The organism is Pararhizobium sp. P1_E7 (assembly GCF_056405855.1).
Window position 1 is genome coordinate 20,900 of the sequence record NZ_JBFUBH010000018.1, and the last position, 18,327, is coordinate 39,226.

The 18,327-nt window shown below is 59.9% G+C and carries 20 protein-coding genes; 8 read left to right on the forward strand and 12 right to left on the reverse strand.

What is annotated here, in order from left to right:
• Positions 1-11: 11 nt before the first annotated feature.
• Positions 12-896 carry an alpha/beta hydrolase gene (locus AC1D17_RS17200; RefSeq protein ID WP_477566583.1) on the reverse strand — a complete coding sequence of 295 codons (885 nt, stop codon included), beginning with the start codon at positions 894-896 and terminating at the stop codon, positions 12-14.
• A gap of 242 nt (positions 897-1,138) precedes the next feature.
• Between AC1D17_RS17200 and parE the strand changes: the two genes are divergently transcribed.
• A complete protein-coding gene (gene parE / locus AC1D17_RS17205; protein WP_477566584.1) occupies positions 1,139-3,217 on the forward strand; it encodes a DNA topoisomerase IV subunit B in 2,079 nt (692 codons plus the stop codon).
• Between the two features lie 99 nt (positions 3,218-3,316).
• Here parE and AC1D17_RS17210 read toward each other — a convergent pair whose 3' ends face one another.
• Complete coding sequence (locus AC1D17_RS17210; RefSeq protein ID WP_477566585.1) at positions 3,317-3,805, reverse strand: GNAT family N-acetyltransferase; 489 nt, start codon at positions 3,803-3,805, stop codon at positions 3,317-3,319.
• Between the two features lie 220 nt (positions 3,806-4,025).
• Between AC1D17_RS17210 and AC1D17_RS17215 the strand changes: the two genes are divergently transcribed.
• Positions 4,026-4,472, forward strand: a complete 447-nt coding sequence (locus AC1D17_RS17215; protein WP_477566586.1) for a hypothetical protein — start codon at positions 4,026-4,028, stop codon at positions 4,470-4,472.
• A gap of 3 nt (positions 4,473-4,475) precedes the next feature.
• Here the strand turns inward: AC1D17_RS17215 and AC1D17_RS17220 are convergent, their stop codons facing one another.
• Positions 4,476-5,498, reverse strand: coding sequence for an SDR family oxidoreductase (locus tag AC1D17_RS17220; RefSeq protein ID WP_477566587.1), 1,023 nt, complete (start codon positions 5,496-5,498; stop codon positions 4,476-4,478).
• Between AC1D17_RS17220 and AC1D17_RS17225 the strand changes: the two genes are divergently transcribed.
• Positions 5,464-6,156, forward strand: coding sequence for a TetR/AcrR family transcriptional regulator (locus AC1D17_RS17225; RefSeq protein ID WP_477566588.1), 693 nt, complete (start codon positions 5,464-5,466; stop codon positions 6,154-6,156). The genes AC1D17_RS17220 and AC1D17_RS17225 overlap by 35 nt on opposite strands.
• 5 nt (positions 6,157-6,161) lie before the next feature.
• Here the strand turns inward: AC1D17_RS17225 and AC1D17_RS17230 are convergent, their stop codons facing one another.
• Positions 6,162-7,301 carry a DUF2336 domain-containing protein gene (locus tag AC1D17_RS17230; RefSeq protein WP_477566589.1) on the reverse strand — a complete coding sequence of 380 codons (1,140 nt, stop codon included), beginning with the start codon at positions 7,299-7,301 and terminating at the stop codon, positions 6,162-6,164.
• A gap of 78 nt (positions 7,302-7,379) precedes the next feature.
• On the opposite strand from AC1D17_RS17230, the gene AC1D17_RS17235 reads away from it, so the two are divergent.
• Positions 7,380-8,090 carry a hypothetical protein gene (locus AC1D17_RS17235; protein ID WP_477566590.1) on the forward strand — a complete coding sequence of 237 codons (711 nt, stop codon included), beginning with the start codon at positions 7,380-7,382 and terminating at the stop codon, positions 8,088-8,090.
• 10 nt (positions 8,091-8,100) lie between these two features.
• Here AC1D17_RS17235 and AC1D17_RS17240 read toward each other — a convergent pair whose 3' ends face one another.
• Both AC1D17_RS17240 and AC1D17_RS17245 read right to left on the reverse strand, forming a co-directional pair.
• Positions 8,101-8,703 carry a flavin reductase family protein gene (locus AC1D17_RS17240; RefSeq protein ID WP_477566591.1) on the reverse strand — a complete coding sequence of 201 codons (603 nt, stop codon included), beginning with the start codon at positions 8,701-8,703 and terminating at the stop codon, positions 8,101-8,103.
• Complete coding sequence (locus AC1D17_RS17245) at positions 8,703-9,287, reverse strand: nitroreductase family protein (protein ID WP_477566592.1); 585 nt, start codon at positions 9,285-9,287, stop codon at positions 8,703-8,705. The genes AC1D17_RS17240 and AC1D17_RS17245 overlap by 1 nt, the downstream gene beginning before the upstream one ends.
• A gap of 228 nt (positions 9,288-9,515) precedes the next feature.
• On the opposite strand from AC1D17_RS17245, the gene AC1D17_RS17250 reads away from it, so the two are divergent.
• Positions 9,516-10,523, forward strand: coding sequence for a hypothetical protein (locus AC1D17_RS17250; protein ID WP_477566593.1), 1,008 nt, complete (start codon positions 9,516-9,518; stop codon positions 10,521-10,523).
• 7 nt (positions 10,524-10,530) lie between these two features.
• On the opposite strand, the gene AC1D17_RS17255 is transcribed toward AC1D17_RS17250, so the two are convergent.
• The 5 genes from AC1D17_RS17255 to AC1D17_RS17275 all read right to left on the reverse strand — a co-directional run bounded on the left by AC1D17_RS17255 (position 10,531) and on the right by AC1D17_RS17275 (position 15,062).
• A complete protein-coding gene (locus AC1D17_RS17255) occupies positions 10,531-11,373 on the reverse strand; it encodes a lysophospholipid acyltransferase family protein (RefSeq protein WP_477566594.1) in 843 nt (280 codons plus the stop codon).
• A gap of 220 nt (positions 11,374-11,593) precedes the next feature.
• Positions 11,594-13,582, reverse strand: coding sequence for a threonine--tRNA ligase (gene thrS, locus AC1D17_RS17260; protein ID WP_477566595.1), 1,989 nt, complete (start codon positions 13,580-13,582; stop codon positions 11,594-11,596).
• A 118-nt stretch (positions 13,583-13,700) separates the two neighbouring features.
• Positions 13,701-14,240, reverse strand: coding sequence for a DUF1697 domain-containing protein (locus AC1D17_RS17265; RefSeq protein WP_477566596.1), 540 nt, complete (start codon positions 14,238-14,240; stop codon positions 13,701-13,703).
• Positions 14,237-14,611 (reverse strand): membrane protein insertion efficiency factor YidD, encoded by a 375-nt coding sequence (yidD, locus tag AC1D17_RS17270; RefSeq protein ID WP_477566597.1) that lies wholly within the window; start codon positions 14,609-14,611, stop codon positions 14,237-14,239. The genes AC1D17_RS17265 and yidD overlap by 4 nt, the downstream gene beginning before the upstream one ends.
• Position 14,612: 1 nt before the next feature.
• A complete protein-coding gene (locus tag AC1D17_RS17275) occupies positions 14,613-15,062 on the reverse strand; it encodes an iron-sulfur cluster assembly scaffold protein (protein ID WP_477566598.1) in 450 nt (149 codons plus the stop codon).
• A gap of 340 nt (positions 15,063-15,402) precedes the next feature.
• On the opposite strand from AC1D17_RS17275, the gene folE reads away from it, so the two are divergent.
• The 3 genes from folE (at position 15,403) to AC1D17_RS17290 (ending at position 17,680) form a co-directional block, all read left to right on the forward strand.
• On the forward strand, positions 15,403-16,020 hold the full coding sequence (folE, locus tag AC1D17_RS17280) for a GTP cyclohydrolase I FolE (RefSeq protein ID WP_264219005.1): 618 nt from the start codon (positions 15,403-15,405) through the stop codon (positions 16,018-16,020).
• 23 nt (positions 16,021-16,043) lie between these two features.
• The gene (gene hisI, locus AC1D17_RS17285) at positions 16,044-16,496 is read left to right on the forward strand and encodes a phosphoribosyl-AMP cyclohydrolase (RefSeq protein ID WP_477566599.1); all 453 of its coding nucleotides are present in this window, start codon (positions 16,044-16,046) and stop codon (positions 16,494-16,496) included.
• Positions 16,497-16,708: 212 nt separating this feature from the next.
• Positions 16,709-17,680, forward strand: a complete 972-nt coding sequence (locus AC1D17_RS17290) for a patatin-like phospholipase family protein (RefSeq protein ID WP_477566600.1) — start codon at positions 16,709-16,711, stop codon at positions 17,678-17,680.
• A gap of 77 nt (positions 17,681-17,757) precedes the next feature.
• Here AC1D17_RS17290 and AC1D17_RS17295 read toward each other — a convergent pair whose 3' ends face one another.
• Positions 17,758-18,186, reverse strand: coding sequence for a CBS domain-containing protein (locus AC1D17_RS17295; protein WP_477566601.1), 429 nt, complete (start codon positions 18,184-18,186; stop codon positions 17,758-17,760).
• Positions 18,187-18,327: the final 141 nt, after the last annotated feature.

The following is an 18,327-nucleotide window of genomic DNA, read 5'->3' on the forward strand; positions in this document are numbered from 1 at the left end:
TATCGGGAGCTTCAATCAAGCCCGATCCAGTTCAGCGCATCGCGCCAGTCCGTCATCCGAACAGGTGTTCCATGCGATCCGGTCTGGAACAGCACGATTCGGCTGGGATATTTCGCAGCTTTCAAGGAACGATAGAGCGCAATCTGATCGGCTACAGCATAAACACTGTCGGCACCGCCATGGCTGAAGAACATCGGCAGCCTCTTTTTGTAGGCAGCACTCTTGGCGAAGGTGGGGTCCGCCGGGCCTCCCATGATCATCATCCCCTTGAGGGCCGAGACAGCCTGCGCATCGCGTGTGATGCCCCAGCATATGAAGCTACCCATCGAGGCACAGGCAAGCACGACCGGCTTTCCGGGTGACTGCTTTTGAGCATAGGCGATCAGTCCGGCGATATCTGCGACCCCGGCATCATCGAAGGAGCGGACGCTCGGCGCGTAGTAGACACCGCCATTGCCAACGGCGAGATTTTTCAGCCGGTTGAAATTGCCGCCGAACGACCAGTCATTCGCACCGAGGCGCCGGTCGCCTCCCCGGCCATGGACGAAGATCACCGAGAATGCCGCGCCGGTCATGGCGCCGACCCGCATCACATCGAGCGGCCGGCCGCCAAGATCCAGCGTCTCGTTGACCTGCTCGCTCTTGATGCCAAGCGACACAAAGGCGCGTTTTGCGCGGCGCTCCGGAACCTGGTCGCGGCCGTCGATATCGCGCATTTTCTGGTAGTCGATGACGCGGTAGTCGCCGCCATCCTGAGTTTCGAGGACCGTGCCATAGGAAAACAGCTCGTCCTTGAACGGCTTCAGGGGCGTTGCTTGTGCAGGCAGAGCAAGCGCAATAGTTACGATACAGGCCAAAAGGCCGCGAAAGATCAAATGAGCTGTGGACATGTGCATCCGGAATGTTCCTCTTTTGATCCAAGCCTTGCCATCAGACCTTCCGCAACGCAACAGTTGGGGCTATTGAAGGCACGATCAGCGTATTGGCGCGTGCCGGCTGAACCCTATGGCGGGCCCGGTCGCTCTCGCGCCAAGAATTTGGCAGAATTCCGGTGATTCGCGCAGACATTCATGGCGGTTTCATCCGCAACTTTGATCGTGCGAAAAGTCGCCACCACGGAAAGACCTCAAAGCAGACCATGACCGACAGCAACGATCTCTTTTCAGCATTCCCCACGGTGCCCAAGCCTGCGGCGGACTCTGTCGTGCCGAAGCCGGTTGTTGCCACACCCGTCGCGGCTCCAGTGGTGGAGCTGCGCACCAGCGCGACGCCAGCCCTGAAAACAGACAATGGCGACTACAATGCCTCGGCCATCGAAGTGCTCGAGGGGCTGGAGCCGGTGCGCCGGCGTCCGGGCATGTATATCGGCGGCACCGACGAAAAGGCGCTGCATCACCTGTTTGCCGAAGTCATCGACAACTCGATGGACGAAGCGGTGGCCGGACATGCCAATTTCATCGATGTCCATCTCGACGCCGAAGGCTGCCTGTCCGTTACCGATAACGGCCGCGGCATCCCGGTCGAGAACCATCCGAAATTTCCGGGCAAGTCGACCCTCGAAGTGATCATGACCATCCTGCATGCGGGCGGCAAGTTCGACAGCAAAGTCTATGAAACTTCCGGCGGTCTGCACGGCGTCGGCGTTTCCGTCGTCAACGCGCTGTCGGATATTCTCGAAGTCGAGGTTGCCCGTAACCGCAAGCTCTACCGCCAGCGGTTTTCGCGCGGCATTCCGCAAGGGGGGCTGGAGGAACTGGGCGATATCCAGAACCGGCGTGGCACCAAGGTCAAGTTTCATCCCGATCCGGATATTTTCGGCTCACACGCGAAATTCGATCCGGCCCGGCTGTTTCGCATGGCGCGATCGAAGGCCTATCTGTTCGGCGGCGTCGAAATCCGCTGGTCCTGCGATCCCTCGCTGATCGAAGGCACCGAGACGCCCGACAAGGCCGTGTTTCATTTCCCCGGCGGCCTGAAGGACTATCTGCAGGCGACGATGGGCAAGGAATTCACCGTCACCCGCGAAATCTTCGCCGGCAAGACGGAAAAGACCGGCGGCCATGGCGCGCTCGAATGGGCAGTCACCTGGTACGGCGGCGACAGCGTCGTGCATTCCTATTGCAATACCATTCCGACACCGGAAGGCGGCACGCATGAGGCGGGTTTCCGCATCGCGCTGACCAAGGGCCTGAAAGCCTATGCCGAACTGACGCAGAACAAGCGCGCAGCGATCGTCACCACCGAAGATGTGATGATTTCGGCGGCCGGCATGCTGTCGGTGTTCATCCGCGAGCCGGAATTCGTCGGCCAGACCAAGGACAAGCTGGCGACCGTCGAAGCACAGCGCATCGTCGAGAATGCGCTGCGCGATCCTTTCGATCACTTCCTCGCCGACAATCCTCAGGAAGCGGCCAAGCTGCTCGAATGGGTGATCGAGCGTGCCGACGAGCGCGTGCGCCGCCGCAAGGAAAAGGAAGTCAGCCGCAAGACGGCGGTGCGCAAGCTGCGCCTGCCGGGCAAGCTGGCCGACTGCTCGCAGAACTCGGCCGAGGGTGCCGAACTGTTCATCGTCGAAGGCGATTCGGCCGGTGGCTCGGCCAAACAGGCGCGCAACCGCTCCAATCAGGCGATCCTGCCGCTGCGCGGCAAGATCCTCAACGTCGCCAGCGCCGGCCGCGAAAAGCTCGGGGCCAACCAGCAGATCAGCGACCTCGTCCAGGCGCTCGGCTGCGGTACCCGCGGCAAGTACCGCGAGGAAGACCTGCGCTACGAGCGCGTCATCGTCATGACCGACGCCGACGTCGATGGCGCTCACATCGCCTCGCTGCTGATCACGTTCTTCTATCAGGAAATGCCCGAACTCGTCCGGGGCGGCCATCTCTATCTGGCCGTGCCGCCGCTCTACCGCATCACCCAGGGGGCAAAGACGCTCTACGCCCGCGACGACGCGCACCGGGTGGAACTGATCGAGACGGAATTCAACGGCCGCGGCAAGATCGAGATCGGCCGCTTCAAGGGTCTTGGCGAAATGATGCCGGCACAGCTCAAGGAAACGACGATGGATCCTTCCAAGCGCACGCTTTTGAAGGTCGCTATCGACGAGGTGGATTTTGAAGGCACGCGCGAAGCCGTCGACAACCTGATGGGCACCAAGGCGGACGCCCGCTTCCGCTTCATCCAGGAGCGCGCGGTGTTTGCGGAGAACCTGGACATCTAGCGCTTCGCAGACCGATTCAACACGCTGTTGAATTGATTCAAGTTTCCGCTCCAACTGACGGAGCGGAAACGGTTTTCCCTAGCGTAAGCTGACTCTTCGTCAGCCAAACACCTTTTCCATGAAAAGACTGTACGGGTCCGGCTGGTAGGAACCGAACGGCCCGATCTCCACATAGCCAGCGGTCTTATAGAGGCTGATGGCTTCCGGCTGATAGATGCCGGTCTCAAGCCGGATCGCCGACAAGCCGGCATCACGGCCGTGCCCCTCAAGACGTTCCAGCAATTTCCGGCCGATCTTCAGGCCGCGCGCCTGCGGATCGACGAACATACGCTTGATCTCGGCGCTGCCGTCGCCTGCGTCCACCAAGGCGCAGCAGCCGGCGATCTTTCCTTCATGGCGGGCGACAAAGAAGGAAACGGACGGTTTTTCCAGTGTCGAGACATCGACAAGGTGATTGCTTTCGGCTGGATAGAGCGACTGCGCGTAGGCGTCGGATTGCTCCAGCAGACGCAGGACATCCGGCTGGCGCGGCGATTCTTTTTCAATGGTGACTGACACTTGACGATAGTCCTTCACAGATCGATTCATGCTGTTCGCATCCGACACTAGAAGCAGTTTTCCTGAAACGACAGACCACAAATCTTGCAGGCCACAGGATCGCGGTAACGCTGAGAAGCGTGCAGAAACAATTTGTTTCGAACTCTTTGCGGCCTCGCCTTATTTCCGGAGCAAACAGCCACTTAGTTCGGCGAACTCACTGTCGTTCCCTCCGGAGCGATATCTTCATCCAATTGGAGAAACATCCGCAATGGTTCCTGCCCTGATCGTCATGACAATTCTCGGCTGCGACGACAGCGTTAGCCAATGCCACTACGTCTCGACGGTGAGCGGCACCTGGCAAACGATTGCCGTATGCGATGCGGAATCGCAGAAGCAATTGCCGAAATTCTCCAACGCCAACTACCCGGTGATCGTCGCTGTCTGCGAGACAGCAGGCGACAAGCTCGCCGATGCCACGGATCCGGCGCCCCTGCCGGAAAGCCAACCGGCGCTCGATCAGGCACATGCGGTTACGCCCGATCCCGTGCCGGCGCCGCCCGTCACCGAACAGGAAAAGCCTGGCCTGCCGCGCCGGACGCTGGCGATGGTGACCGGCGTCCTGCCCGACGCATCGGCGCTGCGCACCGCCGTGACCAAACCCGTTCACTACATTGAAGACGGCTATTCCTGGGTGGCGCGCAAATTTACCAAGTAGCCGCTACACCAATCCGGCAGCGATCAGGCTTTCGGCGCTGGCCCGGATTGCGTCATCCCCTGAGCGAGACTTCCACCCCAGCATACGCCGTGCCTTTTCGTTCGAAATGCGCGCATCGCGGCCCAGTTCGCGGATAATCAGCTTCAGGCCGGGGTCGAAGCGCGAGGCAATTCCCGCCAGCCAATTGGGCAGAACGAATTTCGGCAGCTTTCTGCCATAGGCCGGGAAATCGCGCCTCAGGACCTTGGCGATATCCTTGATCGACAGCGCCTCGCCGGCGATGATGAAGCGTTCGCCGGCCGCCTGCGGGATCATCAGGGCGAGAACATGCGCCTCAGCCGCGTCGCGCACATCGACGACCGGTACGCTGAAATCCGGCATGGCCGGATAACGGCCCTTCATCAGGCTTTGCACCAGGCCGACCGACGTGCCGGTTTCCGTCCCGAGGATAGGTCCAAGGATCATTCCGGGATTGATGACACAGAGTTCAAGGCCGTTTTCGCGCGCAAAGGCCCAGGCGGCACGCTCGGCGAGCGTTTTCGATTTGTAGTAGGGCGTGGCAAACGGCCCATCGACATCGGTCCAATCCATCTCGGAAAAGGGCGCCTTGCCCTGCCCATAGCTGATAGCAGCGATGGAGGATGTCAAAACCACGCGGCGAACGCCAGCGTCTTTCGCAGCCCGCAGCACCCGCAGCGTACCCTCGCGCGCCGGCAGAATGAGGTCATTTTCATCTTTAGGAACGCTTGAGGGAAAAGGTGAGGCCGCATGGATCACATCTGTCACGCCGGAAAATGCCGCATCCCACCCCTCGTCCGACAGAAGGTCCGCGACAACGAAGGAAAGTTTTCCACCACTGACGCCTTCCGCGGACCGTATCGCCGCCTCGATGGACTTTGCCTTTTTCAGCGACCGCAAGGTTCCGCGAACCTCATATCCGGCCCGCAGCAATTGTGCGGCGATATGGCGGCCGAGAAAGCCGCCTATTCCGGTGACGGCGATCAGCCTGTCTGCATCCTTGTTCATTATACCTCTGCTCTGTCATTCTGACATTTTTGGTCTATTTTGTCAGTTTGACATTTTTAGTCCAAAGTGTCAATTCAACAGAATGGGCGAAAAGAAGCAGCATATCATGACGGCAGCCGCGGAGGTTTTTACCCGCTACGGCTTCAAGAAGGCGTCGATGCAGGACATCGCCGATGCCGCAATGATGTCGCGCGCAGCACTTTACCTGCATTTCAGAAACAAGGACGATCTGTTCCGGTCGTTGATGGGATGGCATCATGGCGAAGCGTTGAAGGCGGCAGAGGCCGCTTTTTCGTCCGCTCGCCCCTTTGTCCAGCGGATGGAAAATGCGCTAACGGATTTCACCATGACGATCATGGCGCCCGTTAAGGCAAGCACGCATGGGCTGGAACTGTTCGAGGCGAACATGATGCTGGCCGGCGACATCAATGTGGCAACCTCGCTTCGCCTGCGCGCACTGATCGAAAGCGCAGTGAAGATCGCGATCTCTCACGACGAGATTTCGCTCTCCGCAACCGGCCTTTCGGCAGAAACGCTAGCCGATCTGCTGTATGTCTGTCTGGATGGAATCAAGAAGGCGCCAAACGGACTTGAGAAGCTGGACCAACGGTTGGCCGCCCTGATGCGCCTGCTCGACACTTCAACGCGGCCCTCCTGAAAAAATCAGGCGGCTTCCCTCGACGCAAGCAGCGCATAGTCGCGGGCGGTCTGGCGCTGCTCGGCAATGGTCAGCTTCTCGATGATATCGGCAAGGCTGCCTGATACCTCCAAGGCCCGGCTTCTGCCGCGCAGTTTCGACAACAAAGCGGCGGAAATCGTGGCTGTCACAGCCGGTGAACCAATCCGGTTTTCCCTGCGCCAGATCAGCACTGCGTCGGCAAATAGCGCGCTGACGTCGCGGCCTAGACCCGCATTTTCGAACAGAGCCCGGATGGCATGGATGCGGCCGTCGGAGAGGATCGAGCGCACCCGCTTGTCGGCTACCGCCGACAGGTTGACCATTGCGGCGGCGAAAAAATCGATCTTGCCGGAGCACAATGCATGCAGAAGGAAGGCCGGCGTCAGGCGTCCCGTCACCCGAAGATGCTCCACGAGATCAGGAATCTGATCGGCCTGGACTGCTCCGGCCATGCCGACGGCGGCCCTGTCGCAGGCTTCGCGGGTGATCCGCTCGACGCGGCGCTCGCCGATTGCCGCCTGCACGAGGCCAAAGCCGGAAAGGGCTGCTCCAACCTTCTCGACCAGCGCATGGCGGGCGTCGGCCGGTAGATCGTCACGGTCGAGCAGCGTGTTGCGGACCGACCAGAGATGGCCGAGCCGGTCGCTCAGGCGCTTCAACGTCCGGCAGGAAAACCGCGCCTGCTTATTTTCAAGCAGGATCAGGACTTCTTCCTCGCCGCCGATTTCGGCGATGGCCGCAGCAACCGGCCGGGACATCGCCTGGCGCGCGGCGATGACCGCACGGGTCTCCGGCGTACCCTTGGCAGCGAGATCGACAAGGTCCATATCGTTGAGCACGGAAGAACGCGAAATGACGGCATAGGCGGTTTCGGGCTGATCCTCGGCAAGCGACAGGATGATCGACCGGGGAATGCGGGCGCAATCGGCGACGGCTTCGGCGAGCGCCAACCGGACTTTTGGTGAAGGATCGTCGAGAAGAAAGGTCATCGCCATTTCGGCAGCATGCGCGTCGAGCGTACTCATTTCCGCGGCGACATAGGCACGGCCCAATGCGCTCGCTGCCCGAACCCGATCGCCTGTTTTTGCGGTTTCGACCCAACGAAGAAATGCTTGAATGATCACCGACGCCTCACTACACACCAACCAGCCACATCATGGTGCTTCGTAAGTTAGCGATTAAAGGTTTAAGATTGGTTCACCATGTCCGTTAACCGCTTCGAAATAACGCCGGTGATGCTCTGCACGCCGCCGGACGGGCTGATGCCGGACCTAGCAGCACTCGATGGCGCCACCGTCATCGTCGACATCCGTGAGGATTGGGCAACGCAGACAGCGTTTGAAGACGCGCAGGCGGTCATTGATCATCGCAGCGCAGCCACCGGCGCCACATTTTTCCGGGTCGGCATGCCCGACGATGATACGGGACAGGACGCGATCACGCGGCTGATCGCGCTGCGCCCCGCCGGGTTTGTGCTTTCCGGCTGCTGCGGCGCCGCCGATATCCAGCATTTCGACGTCATGTTGCGGGTCGCTGAAGCCGAATACGGGATCGAACACGGATCGATCGCCGTTTTCGCCGAGGTCGGCGAGCATTTGGCTTTTTTTGTCCCGCTGGCGTCCCTGCGGGACATTTCGCGGCGGCTGAAAGCCATTATTTTCGATTGCCAGAGCTTCATGGAAGCGACCGCAAGCGAAGCCGTCAATACGGCTGCGTCAAGGGCTGGCGCGCCGTCTCTCCTTGCGCGCGCATCAGCAGTCCTCGCGGCAAGGCAGGCAGGCATCGCCTGCTACGAACTGCTGCAGGACAACAGTGATGACGTGACGGCCATGCGCAATATCGCCATTGCCGATGGCTTCTCCGGCGTGATCGCGCGCAACACGGCACAGCTGGCGGCGCTGCAAGTGCCGTGAGGCGCGGGCATCAGCGTTTCGGCCGGAACATCTCGAAAACGTCGCCAGAGTCGCAATAATCCATGTATCCCATGCGGCCGACCGGCCGAACCTTGGCCATGTCGAAACGTCCGTCACGGATCGCCTCGTCGCGAATGTGAATACCGACAACCTGGCCGATGACCACGTAGTTTTCCGCGAGCGTTCCGTCGAGCGCCTTGGGCTGGAATATTTCCGTCACCTTGCACTCGAGGGCCGCGTAAGCTTCGGCAACGAAGGGCGCCTGTACGAACTGCCCCTCGATGGCCGTCAATCCGGCAAGCGCAAACTCATTCTCGCCGTATGGCACGGGAGCCGAGGTGATGTTCATCGCCTCGCGGATATCGAAGCTGACGAAATTGGCGGTGAACTCACGGGTTTCCTCGATGTTGCGAACCGAATCCTTGCGCCCGGACGAGGAGAACATCACCAGCTTCGGCGTGTCGCTGATGGCATTGAAGAAGGAATAGGGCGCCAGATTAAGGCTGCCGCCCAAAGACCTTGAGCCGATCCAGCCGATCGGCCGCGGCGAAACGATGGCCTTGAACGGATCATGGGCAAGGCCATGCACGTTTTCTGCCGTGGCATAAAACATCAGGCGTCCTCGCCGACCCAGGTGACGATATCGGCAAGCTCCGGCCGCGGCCGTTCCGTCGGCGGAACCTGCGGCGTGCCGATATGAATGAAGCCGGCGATCTTCTCGCCGGGCTGAACGCCGAGCAGCGGATAGGCCTTTTCGTCGAAGGCATACCATTCGGTCAGCCAGTTCGAGCAGAAACCAAGGGCGTTGGCAGCCATCAGCAGATTGAGGCAGACGGCACCGGCCGACATCACCTGCTCCCACTCCGGCACCTTGAAATGCGGCGCCGCCTTGCTGACGACCGCAACGACGACCGGCGCACGGGTCAGACGGGTATTTTCCACTTTGATCATTTCTTCGGAAAGGTCTGGCTTGGCCATGAGCGCCATCTTCGCCAGTTCGGTGCTCAAGCGCACCCGCTCCTCGCCGCGATAAACGATGAAGCGCCACGGGGCGAGCTTGCCGTGATCAGGCACGCGCGAGGCAAGCTTCAGCATCTCTTCGATTTCAGCCGTGTCCGGCCCCGGTCCGCCCATCTGGAAGGCCGGAATAGAGCGGCGGGTCGCCAGATAATCACGCAGGCTAATTTCAGTTTTCATCGCCGTCCATTTCCACTAGTTTGCCACCGCAGTTCGCCTACAGCGCCGCGCGTCATTCACGACGCGCAAAGGTCGCTGTAGCACTTTAAATCTGCTGCATAATTTTTCCTTAGATCGGAACCGATCCAAGGAATTGTGCAGCAGCGCGTCGTCGCCAATACAGGCAGCCACGAAATCGCCATACCGGCGCTTCAAGTGGAGGCACACACACAGGATGTCAACCACCTCATGCGCATCAAAACCGGTCATGTTCGCGCCGTTGTTACAGCGCTTGTTGTCATCCTTGCGGGCGGTTCGGGCCTGCAGGCGCAGGAGGTTGCCGACCCCTTCAAGAGCTTCCCGGCGATATCTGCTCCATCCAAGAAAATGCCGAAGCTCAACAGCTTCAATCCGGTAACCCCGGATGCAACCACGAACGGCCCGACAGCAAAAGATATCCAGTTGGAAGCGCATCTGACTGAAAAGGGAAACCCTGTCGAACAGGGCCTCACCTGGCGCGTCTTCAGCCCTATACCCGGATCCGACGGTAAGCTGCCTCTATTGGCGACGTCGGAAGGCGGATCGGCGGCTTTCCAGCTCATCCCCGGCGAATATTTCGTCAATGTCGCCTTCGGCCGCGCCGCAGCGACGCGCAAGATCCGGGTGGCGGAAGCCGGGATCGTTGAAAAGCAAGTGCTCGTGCTCGATGCCGGCGGCGTCATGTTGAACGCCGTATCCGGCAGCGATGTGCGCATTCCGCCCGCAGAACTCAGCTTCTCGATTTTTTCGGCCGATACCAAAGAAGACGGCGAACGCGCACTCGTGGTCGCCGACGTCAAGCCCAGCACGGTGATCCGGTTGAACACCGGCACCTATCATGTCGTTTCCAACTACGGTTCGGTCAACGCCGTGATTCGTGCCGATATCCAGGTGGAAGCCGGCAAGCTGACAGAAGCGACGATCCAGCACCGCGCCGCCAAACTGACGCTGAAGCTCGTTTCCGAGCCCGGCGGCGAAGCAATTGCCGATACGGCCTGGTCGATCCTCACCTCCTCCGGCGACGTCGTCAGCGAAAGTGTTGGCGCCTTCCCGACGCTGGTTCTTGCCGAAGGCGACTATACGGCCATCGCCCGCAACAACGAGAAAATTTTCCAGCGCGATTTCACCGTCAAGGCCGGTGTCAATACCGATGTCGAGGTCCTGCTTAACGACAAGGGCGCGCAGCCCGCATCCGGCGCATCTGACGCACAGGACTGACGATCGATCAAGATGCGGCCCTTTTGAGGAACCGGCGGCGCGGCGGCGCCATGCAGAATACGCCATCATAGATTCGCGTCAGGATATCCTTACGGTCCGCAATCGCGCTCAACTCTTCCCATGCAATCAGCTGACCGATGCGCGACGAGATCGTTGTGCCGGAAAGCTTACGGAACTCGCGGATCAACAGCGAGATGCGCAATGTCATCGACACCTTGCTCGCCAGGTGAAACAACCTGCCGTTCTGGCCTTCGAAATAGATCGGAATGACACTTGCCTTGGCGGCCTGGATGAGTTTTGCCGGAAACATCTTCCACGGAAGATCTTCGGCTCTGCCAAACCCTTTCTTCGCCGTCGCGACACCACCGGCCGGGAAAACGATCAGCGTCACGCCCTCCTTCAGCAGGCGCACCGCCTCATGGCGCGTCTGCATATTGATCGCCAGCGCCTCTTTGGTTTCCTCAAACGAGATCGGCAATGAATAGGGCGCCATTTCCGGCACCTTCAGAAGCTCGTTGTTGATCAGCACGCGGAACGGGCGGCCGAGCTGTTCGGCCAGCGACAGGACGGCAATGCCGTCGCCGATGCCGAACGGATGGTTTGCGACGATGACGACGGGCGTATCCGGGAGATGACGCGGCGGCCATTCGCCTTGAACACGGACGCGCACGTTGATCAATTCGAGCATTTCACCGAAAATGCGATCGCTCTTGCCGACGATTTCGTGGCGCCACTTGTTATAGAGCCTGGCATAGCGGTTGCGCCCGGCAAGCCCTTCCATGGAGCGAATGAACCAGCGTTTCAGCCGTCGATCGTTTTCGTTGGCGTAAGACAGCTCTTTGAACTGCACGGTGATCCCCGTTCCACAAAAGGTGCGCCCGAAGGGACGCAGCACAGGCTCTTTATCGGATTTGCGCTGCAGCGGCAGTCATTCATTCCTGCCGATCACGCATGAACCGGATAGTCTGCCAATGTTACAGATTTCTGACAGCAAACTGAAGGTGTGGCCCGGCCACACCTTCCTATCGCTTCATACAAACTTACGCAGCCATGCAGACCTGACGGACAAATCAGGCGGTCGCGTTGTTACGCCGCTCGGCCTTGCGCTTCACATCCGGCGGCGTTGCTTCAGACACGAGCGAGGCAATTGCCTCGTCGAGCGTCATCGGCGTCTGGGCCTGCGAGCCAAGCCTGCGGATATTGACGGTCCGCTCTTCGGCTTCGCGCATGCCGCAGACGATGATCACCGGCACCTTGGTCACCGAATGCTCACGGACCTTGTAGTTGATCTTCTCGTTGCGGAAGTCGGTCTCGACCTCAAGCCCGGCATCGCGCAGCAGTTCGGCGACTTCGCGGCCGTAGTCGTCAGCCTCCGAGGTAATGGTGGCGACGACGACCTGCAGCGGCGAAATCCACAGCGGCATATGGCCGGCGAAGTTTTCGATCAGGATGCCGAGGAAACGTTCCATCGAGCCGCAGATGGCGCGGTGGATCATCACCGGCTGGGTCTTTTCCGAATTGCTGTCGATGTAGAAGGCACCGAAGCGTTCCGGCAGGTTGAAGTCGACCTGCGTCGTACCACACTGCCATTCACGGCCGATGGCATCCTTCAGCGTATATTCGAACTTCGGACCGTAGAAAGCGCCCTCGCCCGGCAGGATCCCGGTCTTGATGCGGCCTTCCGACTGCGCCTCGATCGTCTTCAGCACGTCCATCATGACGCTTTCGGCGCGATCCCAGAGCGCATCGTCGCCGACGCGCTTTTCCGGACGGGTCGAGAGCTTGACGACGACTTCCTTGAAGCCGAAATCCTGATAAACCGACAGGATCAGGTCGTTGATGCGCAGGCACTCGGCGGCCATCTGCTCGTCGGTACAGAACACATGCGCGTCGTCCTGCGTGAAGCCCCGCACGCGCATCAGCCCGTGAAGCGCGCCGGACGGCTCGTAGCGGTGAACGTTGCCGAACTCGGCAAGCCGGATCGGCAGTTCGCGATAGGATTTCAGGCCGTGCTTGAAAATCTGGATATGGCCCGGGCAGTTCATCGGCTTCAACGCAAAGACGCGCTCGTCGTCGGTTTCGTCGCCGGCGACCGTCACCTTGAACATGTTGTCGCGGTACCAGCCCCAGTGGCCGGACGTTTCCCACAGCGACTTGTCGAGCACCTGCGGCGCGTTGACTTCCTGATAGGTGCCGGCCAGACGGCGGCGCATATAGGCGACCAGCGTCTGGAAGATCCGCCAGCCCTTGCCGTGCCAGAACACAACGCCTGGGCCTTCTTCCTGGAAATGGAACAGGTCCATCTCGCGGCCAAGGCGGCGATGGTCGCGCTTTTCGGCTTCGGCGAGAATATGCAGATACTGGTCGAGTTCTTCCTGCGTGCGCCAGGCCGTACCGTAGATGCGGGTCAGCATCGGATTGTTTGAATCGCCGCGCCAATAGGCACCGGCCACCCGCATCAGCTTGAAGGCATTGCCGATCTGGCCGGTGGAGGCCATGTGCGGCCCGCGGCAGAGGTCAAACCAGTCGCCCTGGTAATAGATCTTCAGGTCCTGATCGGCGGCAATCGCATCGACCAGCTCGACCTTGTAGGCCTCGCCCTTGTCGGCAAACACCTGACGCGCCTTGTCGCGCGGCCAGACTTCCTTGGTAAAGGGCTTGTTGCGCTGGATGATCTCCTTCATCCGCTTTTCGATCTTCGGCAGATCGTCGGGGGTGAAGGGCTCGTTCTTGGCAAAGTCGTAGTAGAAGCCGTTTTCAATGACCGGGCCGATGGTGACCTGCGTCCCCGGCCACAATTCCTGCACGGCTTCAGCCATCACATGGGCCGTGTCGTGGCGGATCAGTTCCAATGCGCGGGCGTCTTCGCGGGTGACGATTTCGAGCTTGCCGGTAACGACCGGATCGGACAGGTCGCGCAGCTCGCCATCCAGCGCGATCGCGATGGCCTTCTTTGCAAGCGATTTGGAAATCGATTCGGCAACGTCGCGGCCCGTCGTGCCAGCGGCGTAGCCGCGGACGGAACCATCGGGAAATGTAAGGGAAACAGCGTCAGACATGTTTTCTTCCTTGTCCAGTCCCGCCAACGAATGCGGGTGGTGTTGATGACCGGCGCAGCCGGCAAATTGACGCGCGGGTGATAGAGCGTTTTTGTGACGGAGTAAAGAACGGGCTTGATCAGGCTTGGATCATATCCGCAAGGCCGCGCACCGTGTTCCAGTTGCGCAAGGTGCCCGGGCCAAGGCGTTTGGTGGTCAATGCCGAGAGCAGCTTGGATTCGCTCGGCCTGCCCGGAAAATGGATCCAGAGATCGCCGTTGACGAGCCGTATCTGTTCGCCGCCGTGACAACCGCGCTGGAGCGTGGCGGGAACTTCGGCGGAGAGCGGCCCCCGCATCACCCGGACAACGATATTTTGCGCCTCAGCGTTGCTTGCGGCACAGAACGGATTTCCGTCCGCAAGGGCAAGCCAGTCCTTCGCCGTTCGCGCGATGATATCGACATGCTTGCCGAAATCGGCGGCAAAGGCCTGTTCAAGCGCCTTTTCTACCTCAAAAACCGTGTCATGGTCAGCCTCAAAGACCAGATTTCCTGTCGCGACCAATGTCCGAGGCGATCGAAATCCGATCCGTGCCGCCGTCGCCCGCAAGTCCGACATCACCACACGGCGCCCAGCGCCGAGAATGATGCTGTGGAGAAGAGCGATATAGGTTGTCATATCTGCACATTGCCGGGCCGCCAGTAGCGCCACGGCGTATACCAGTGCTTCGAGGCCGAAAGTTTTTCCGGCACCGGATCGAGCCCGCTCGTGCCGCCGGGGCCGCAGCGCATGAAGCGGAACAGCACCATCCATCCGCCCGGCCAGAAGCCGTGGCGGGCGATAGCCTCGTAGCCGTATTCCGAACAGGTGGGGATGTGCCGGCAGGAATTGCCGATGAAGCCGGAGAGGGTTAATTGATACAACCGGATAAACGCCATGCCGAAAAGCCGCCCCGGTGTCTTGCGAAACGGGCCCGCATAGTTCCGGCCTGAATAGGGCCGTCTTGCGCTGTTGGCCTCATGGCCCTGACATCCCGGTTCGCCGCACATCTCAGCCGGCAACCTTGACCAGGCGCGAAGCCTCGATCTGGCCGATCGCATCGACCACGGCATCGAAAGTCAGCATGGTCGAGGCGTGGCGGGCCTTGTAATCCCTGACCGGTTTCAGGAAGCGCATATCCTCGAAGCGGCCGACCGGCCCCTCGCCGTCCGCCTTCAGCATTTCCAGCATATCCTCACGCGCCTGACGGATTTCGGCCGATGTGGCACCGACGACATGGCGGGCCATGATCGAGGACGAGGCCTGCCCCAGAGCGCAGGCTTTCACTTCATGGGCGAAGTCGGTGACGGTATCGCCGTCCATCTTCAGACCGATCCGGACCTTCGAACCACACAGCTTGGAATGGGCGCTGGCCTCCGCGTCGGGATCGGCAAGCGTGCCGCTTTTCGGGATATTACCGGCAAACTCAAGAATCCTGCTGTTATAGATTTCGTCCATCATTCGGCGCGATCCGCTTGTTTTTGCGCGTTTCCAGACAAACGGCGCATGATTTTCTATCGTATCTGAGAAAAAAACACAGTGTCTCCATCTGCGCCCCTTTCACATGCATCCCGGCATATTATATGCTATGTCGTGTGGGGGCGACAGGTTCGCAAGAGCGAACAGTCGCCTGTTGTTTGGGAAACCGTGCCGGATGATCCAGAGCCCTTAACCTCTGCAAATCTGAAAGCCCCGGAGCCCGCCGACGGAAACCAGGCCTGAAAGCGTCAGGTCAATGGCCAGTGGCGAGTTGTCCGAAAAGATAAACGTCAAGTAACTTGTGTTACGCCAAGGGGCCATTATGGACGCCATAGTCAAGAATTTTCCTGCCCTGCCCGCCACTGACGGCCGGCCGAGCCAGAAGGAAGCCGAGGATGCCGTGCGCGTTCTCTTGCGTTGGGCTGGAGACGATCCGGCGCGTGAGGGGCTTCTCGATACGCCGGCGCGGGTCGCCAAGTCCTACAAGGAACTGTTTTCCGGCTACGACCTTGCTGCCGAGGACGTGCTTGGCCGCACCTTTGAAGAGGTCGGCGGCTACGACGACATCGTTCTCGTCAAGGATATCCCGTTCTTCTCGCATTGCGAACATCACATGGTTCCGATCATCGGCAAGGCGCATATCGCCTATCTGCCGGATGGCAAGGTGCTCGGCCTGTCGAAGATCGCCCGCGTCGTCGATATCTACGGCCGCCGCCTGCAGACGCAGGAAACCATGACGGCGCAGATCGCCAGGGCGATCGATGACACGTTGCAGCCGCGTGGCGTCGCCGTGATGATCGAAGCCGAACATATGTGCATGGCGATGCGTGGTGTCCAGAAGCAGGGCTCGACGACATTGACCACCACCTTTACCGGTGCATTCAAGACCGAACCCGCCGAACAGGCCCGGTTCATGACCATGCTGCGGGGCTTCAAGTAAGCTCCGTCAACCGGAGCTTTCCGATGACAATTGAATTTGACCGCCCGTCCAGTGACAAGACGGAACTGGAATCCGGTTCCGCCTTCACGCCCTGTTTCGACAGCAACGGACTGATCACCGCCGTCGTCACCGACGCGAATGACGGTGTTCTTTTGATGGTCGCGCATATGAACGCCGAGGCGCTTGCCTTGACGATAGAGACCGGCATCGCTCACTATTACAGCCGTTCGCGCAAGAGCCTCTGGAAAAAGGGCGAGACCTCCGGTAACCTGCAGAGTGTTCAAGAAATACGCACCGACTGCGATCAGGACGCACTATGGCTGAAAGTTCGTGTCGCCGGCCATGATGCAACCTGCCACACAGGTCGGCGCTCATGCTTTTATCGTGTCGTCGGCATAAAGGATGGCGTCACGTCACTTAACATCATTGATACCGAAATTCATTTCCATCCGGACGAGGTCTACGGCAAAAATTAATCATCTGACGCTTTTTGGCTCAGTTCTTTCGTGGATTCACGATTTCGCAACCAGACTGGGAGCGTAATCTCAACAACAAGGATGCGTTCCGCCGGGAACACCTGCGCGGAACGGACCTGATGTAGACTGAGTTATTACGGCATGCGCTTGCAACGCAGTAATGTAAGACGTGACGGCCTGTAACAGCGTGTTCTGCGGCATGGAGGTGCCGGATGTTGAACTGGACATTCAATCGCAGCGGCATCACCGCAGATGCATCGGCCCCCGGCGGCCCTTCCCACGCACTCAGCGTTCCTCCTCCCCTCGAGATCAAGCCACAGAAATCGAAGATCGCCCTTGCCCTTGGCGGCGGCGCCGCACGCGGTTGGGCCCATATCGGCGTGCTCAAGGCGCTGGACGAGGAAGGCATAGAGGTCGGGATGATCGCCGGAACCTCGATCGGAGCACTGGTCGGCGGTTGCTACCTTGCCGGAAAACTCGATGAGCTGGAGGTTTTTGCCCGCTCGCTGACCATGCGGCGGATCGCCGGTCTGCTCGATTTTGCTATCGGCGGCGGCGGCCTGTTCGGCGGCCTGCGCCTGACCAAGCGCATGCAGGAACACCTGCAGGATATGGCGATCGAAAAACTCGACCGGCCGTTCGTCGCCGTCGCGACAGAGGTCAATTCGGGCCACGAAGTCTGGATCGGCGAGGGATCGCTGATTACCGCAATCCGCGCCTCCTATGCGTTGCCGGGCATTTTCGAACCGGTCAAATGCAACAATCGTACCTTGATGGACGGCGCGCTGGTCAATCCGGTTCCGGTATCGGTCTGCCGCGCCCACGAGCAGCAGCTGGTCGTCGCGGTCAATCTGAACTACGACCTTTATGGCCGGTCCGCCGTCATCAAGCACAATGCGGGAAGCCATACCGCCGACCCGCCGCAGATGCTGAAGCAACCCGAAAGTCAGGCCGGACGGCTGGGCATGACCAGCGTGATGGTCCAGGCTTTCAACATCATCCAGGACCGCATTTCTCGCGCGCGGCTTGCTGGCGACCCGCCGGATCTGGCGCTGCATCCCAAGCTCAACGATATCGGCCTGTCGGAATTTCATCGCGCCGGTGAGGCGATCGACCGCGGTTACTACGAAACCAAGTCGAAGCTCAGCGAATTGCAGCGGCTTCAGGATGTCATGGTGCGCTGACAACCGATGGATGATGCAAGCGTTCACGCCGCGCGGCCCTCAAGGCAGCGCGGCGTTTTCATGACAGATGGGTGATTTTAGCCGGCGATATAGGCCTTGATCTGCTCGGCCTCGTGTTCGATCGCCCGGATATGGTGGCGCACCGCATCGCCGATCGAGACGATCCCGACCAGACGCCCGTTCTTTTCGACCGGAAGATGACGGGAGCGCATATTGTTCATAATTTCCATGATGTCGTTGATGGTCATGTCCTCGTTGCAGGTATGTACCTTCGACCACATGACCGCGGAAACCGGCTTGTCCAGGCAATCCGCGCCGAACTTGGCCATTGCTGCCACCACGTCGCGCTCCGTCAATATCCCCGCGATCTTGTCCCCCGGCTTGACGATGACAATGGCGCCGATGCGGTTTTCGTGCAGAAGGCCGGCCGCCTGCCGGACCTTCGCCTGCGGATCGACCGTCACAACCTGACGGCCTTTTTCATTGAGTATTGCCCTAACAGACATTCAAACCCTCCCGTTTCAGCGACGTGTATCTGACCGGGATATTGGCGAACCGAAAAGGCGCTCGAGGCACCGTCGGCTAGGGCCAATTCGCAAGACAGACATCATTCCTGTCGCATTATCTGCCCATTAGCGGCAAACCGG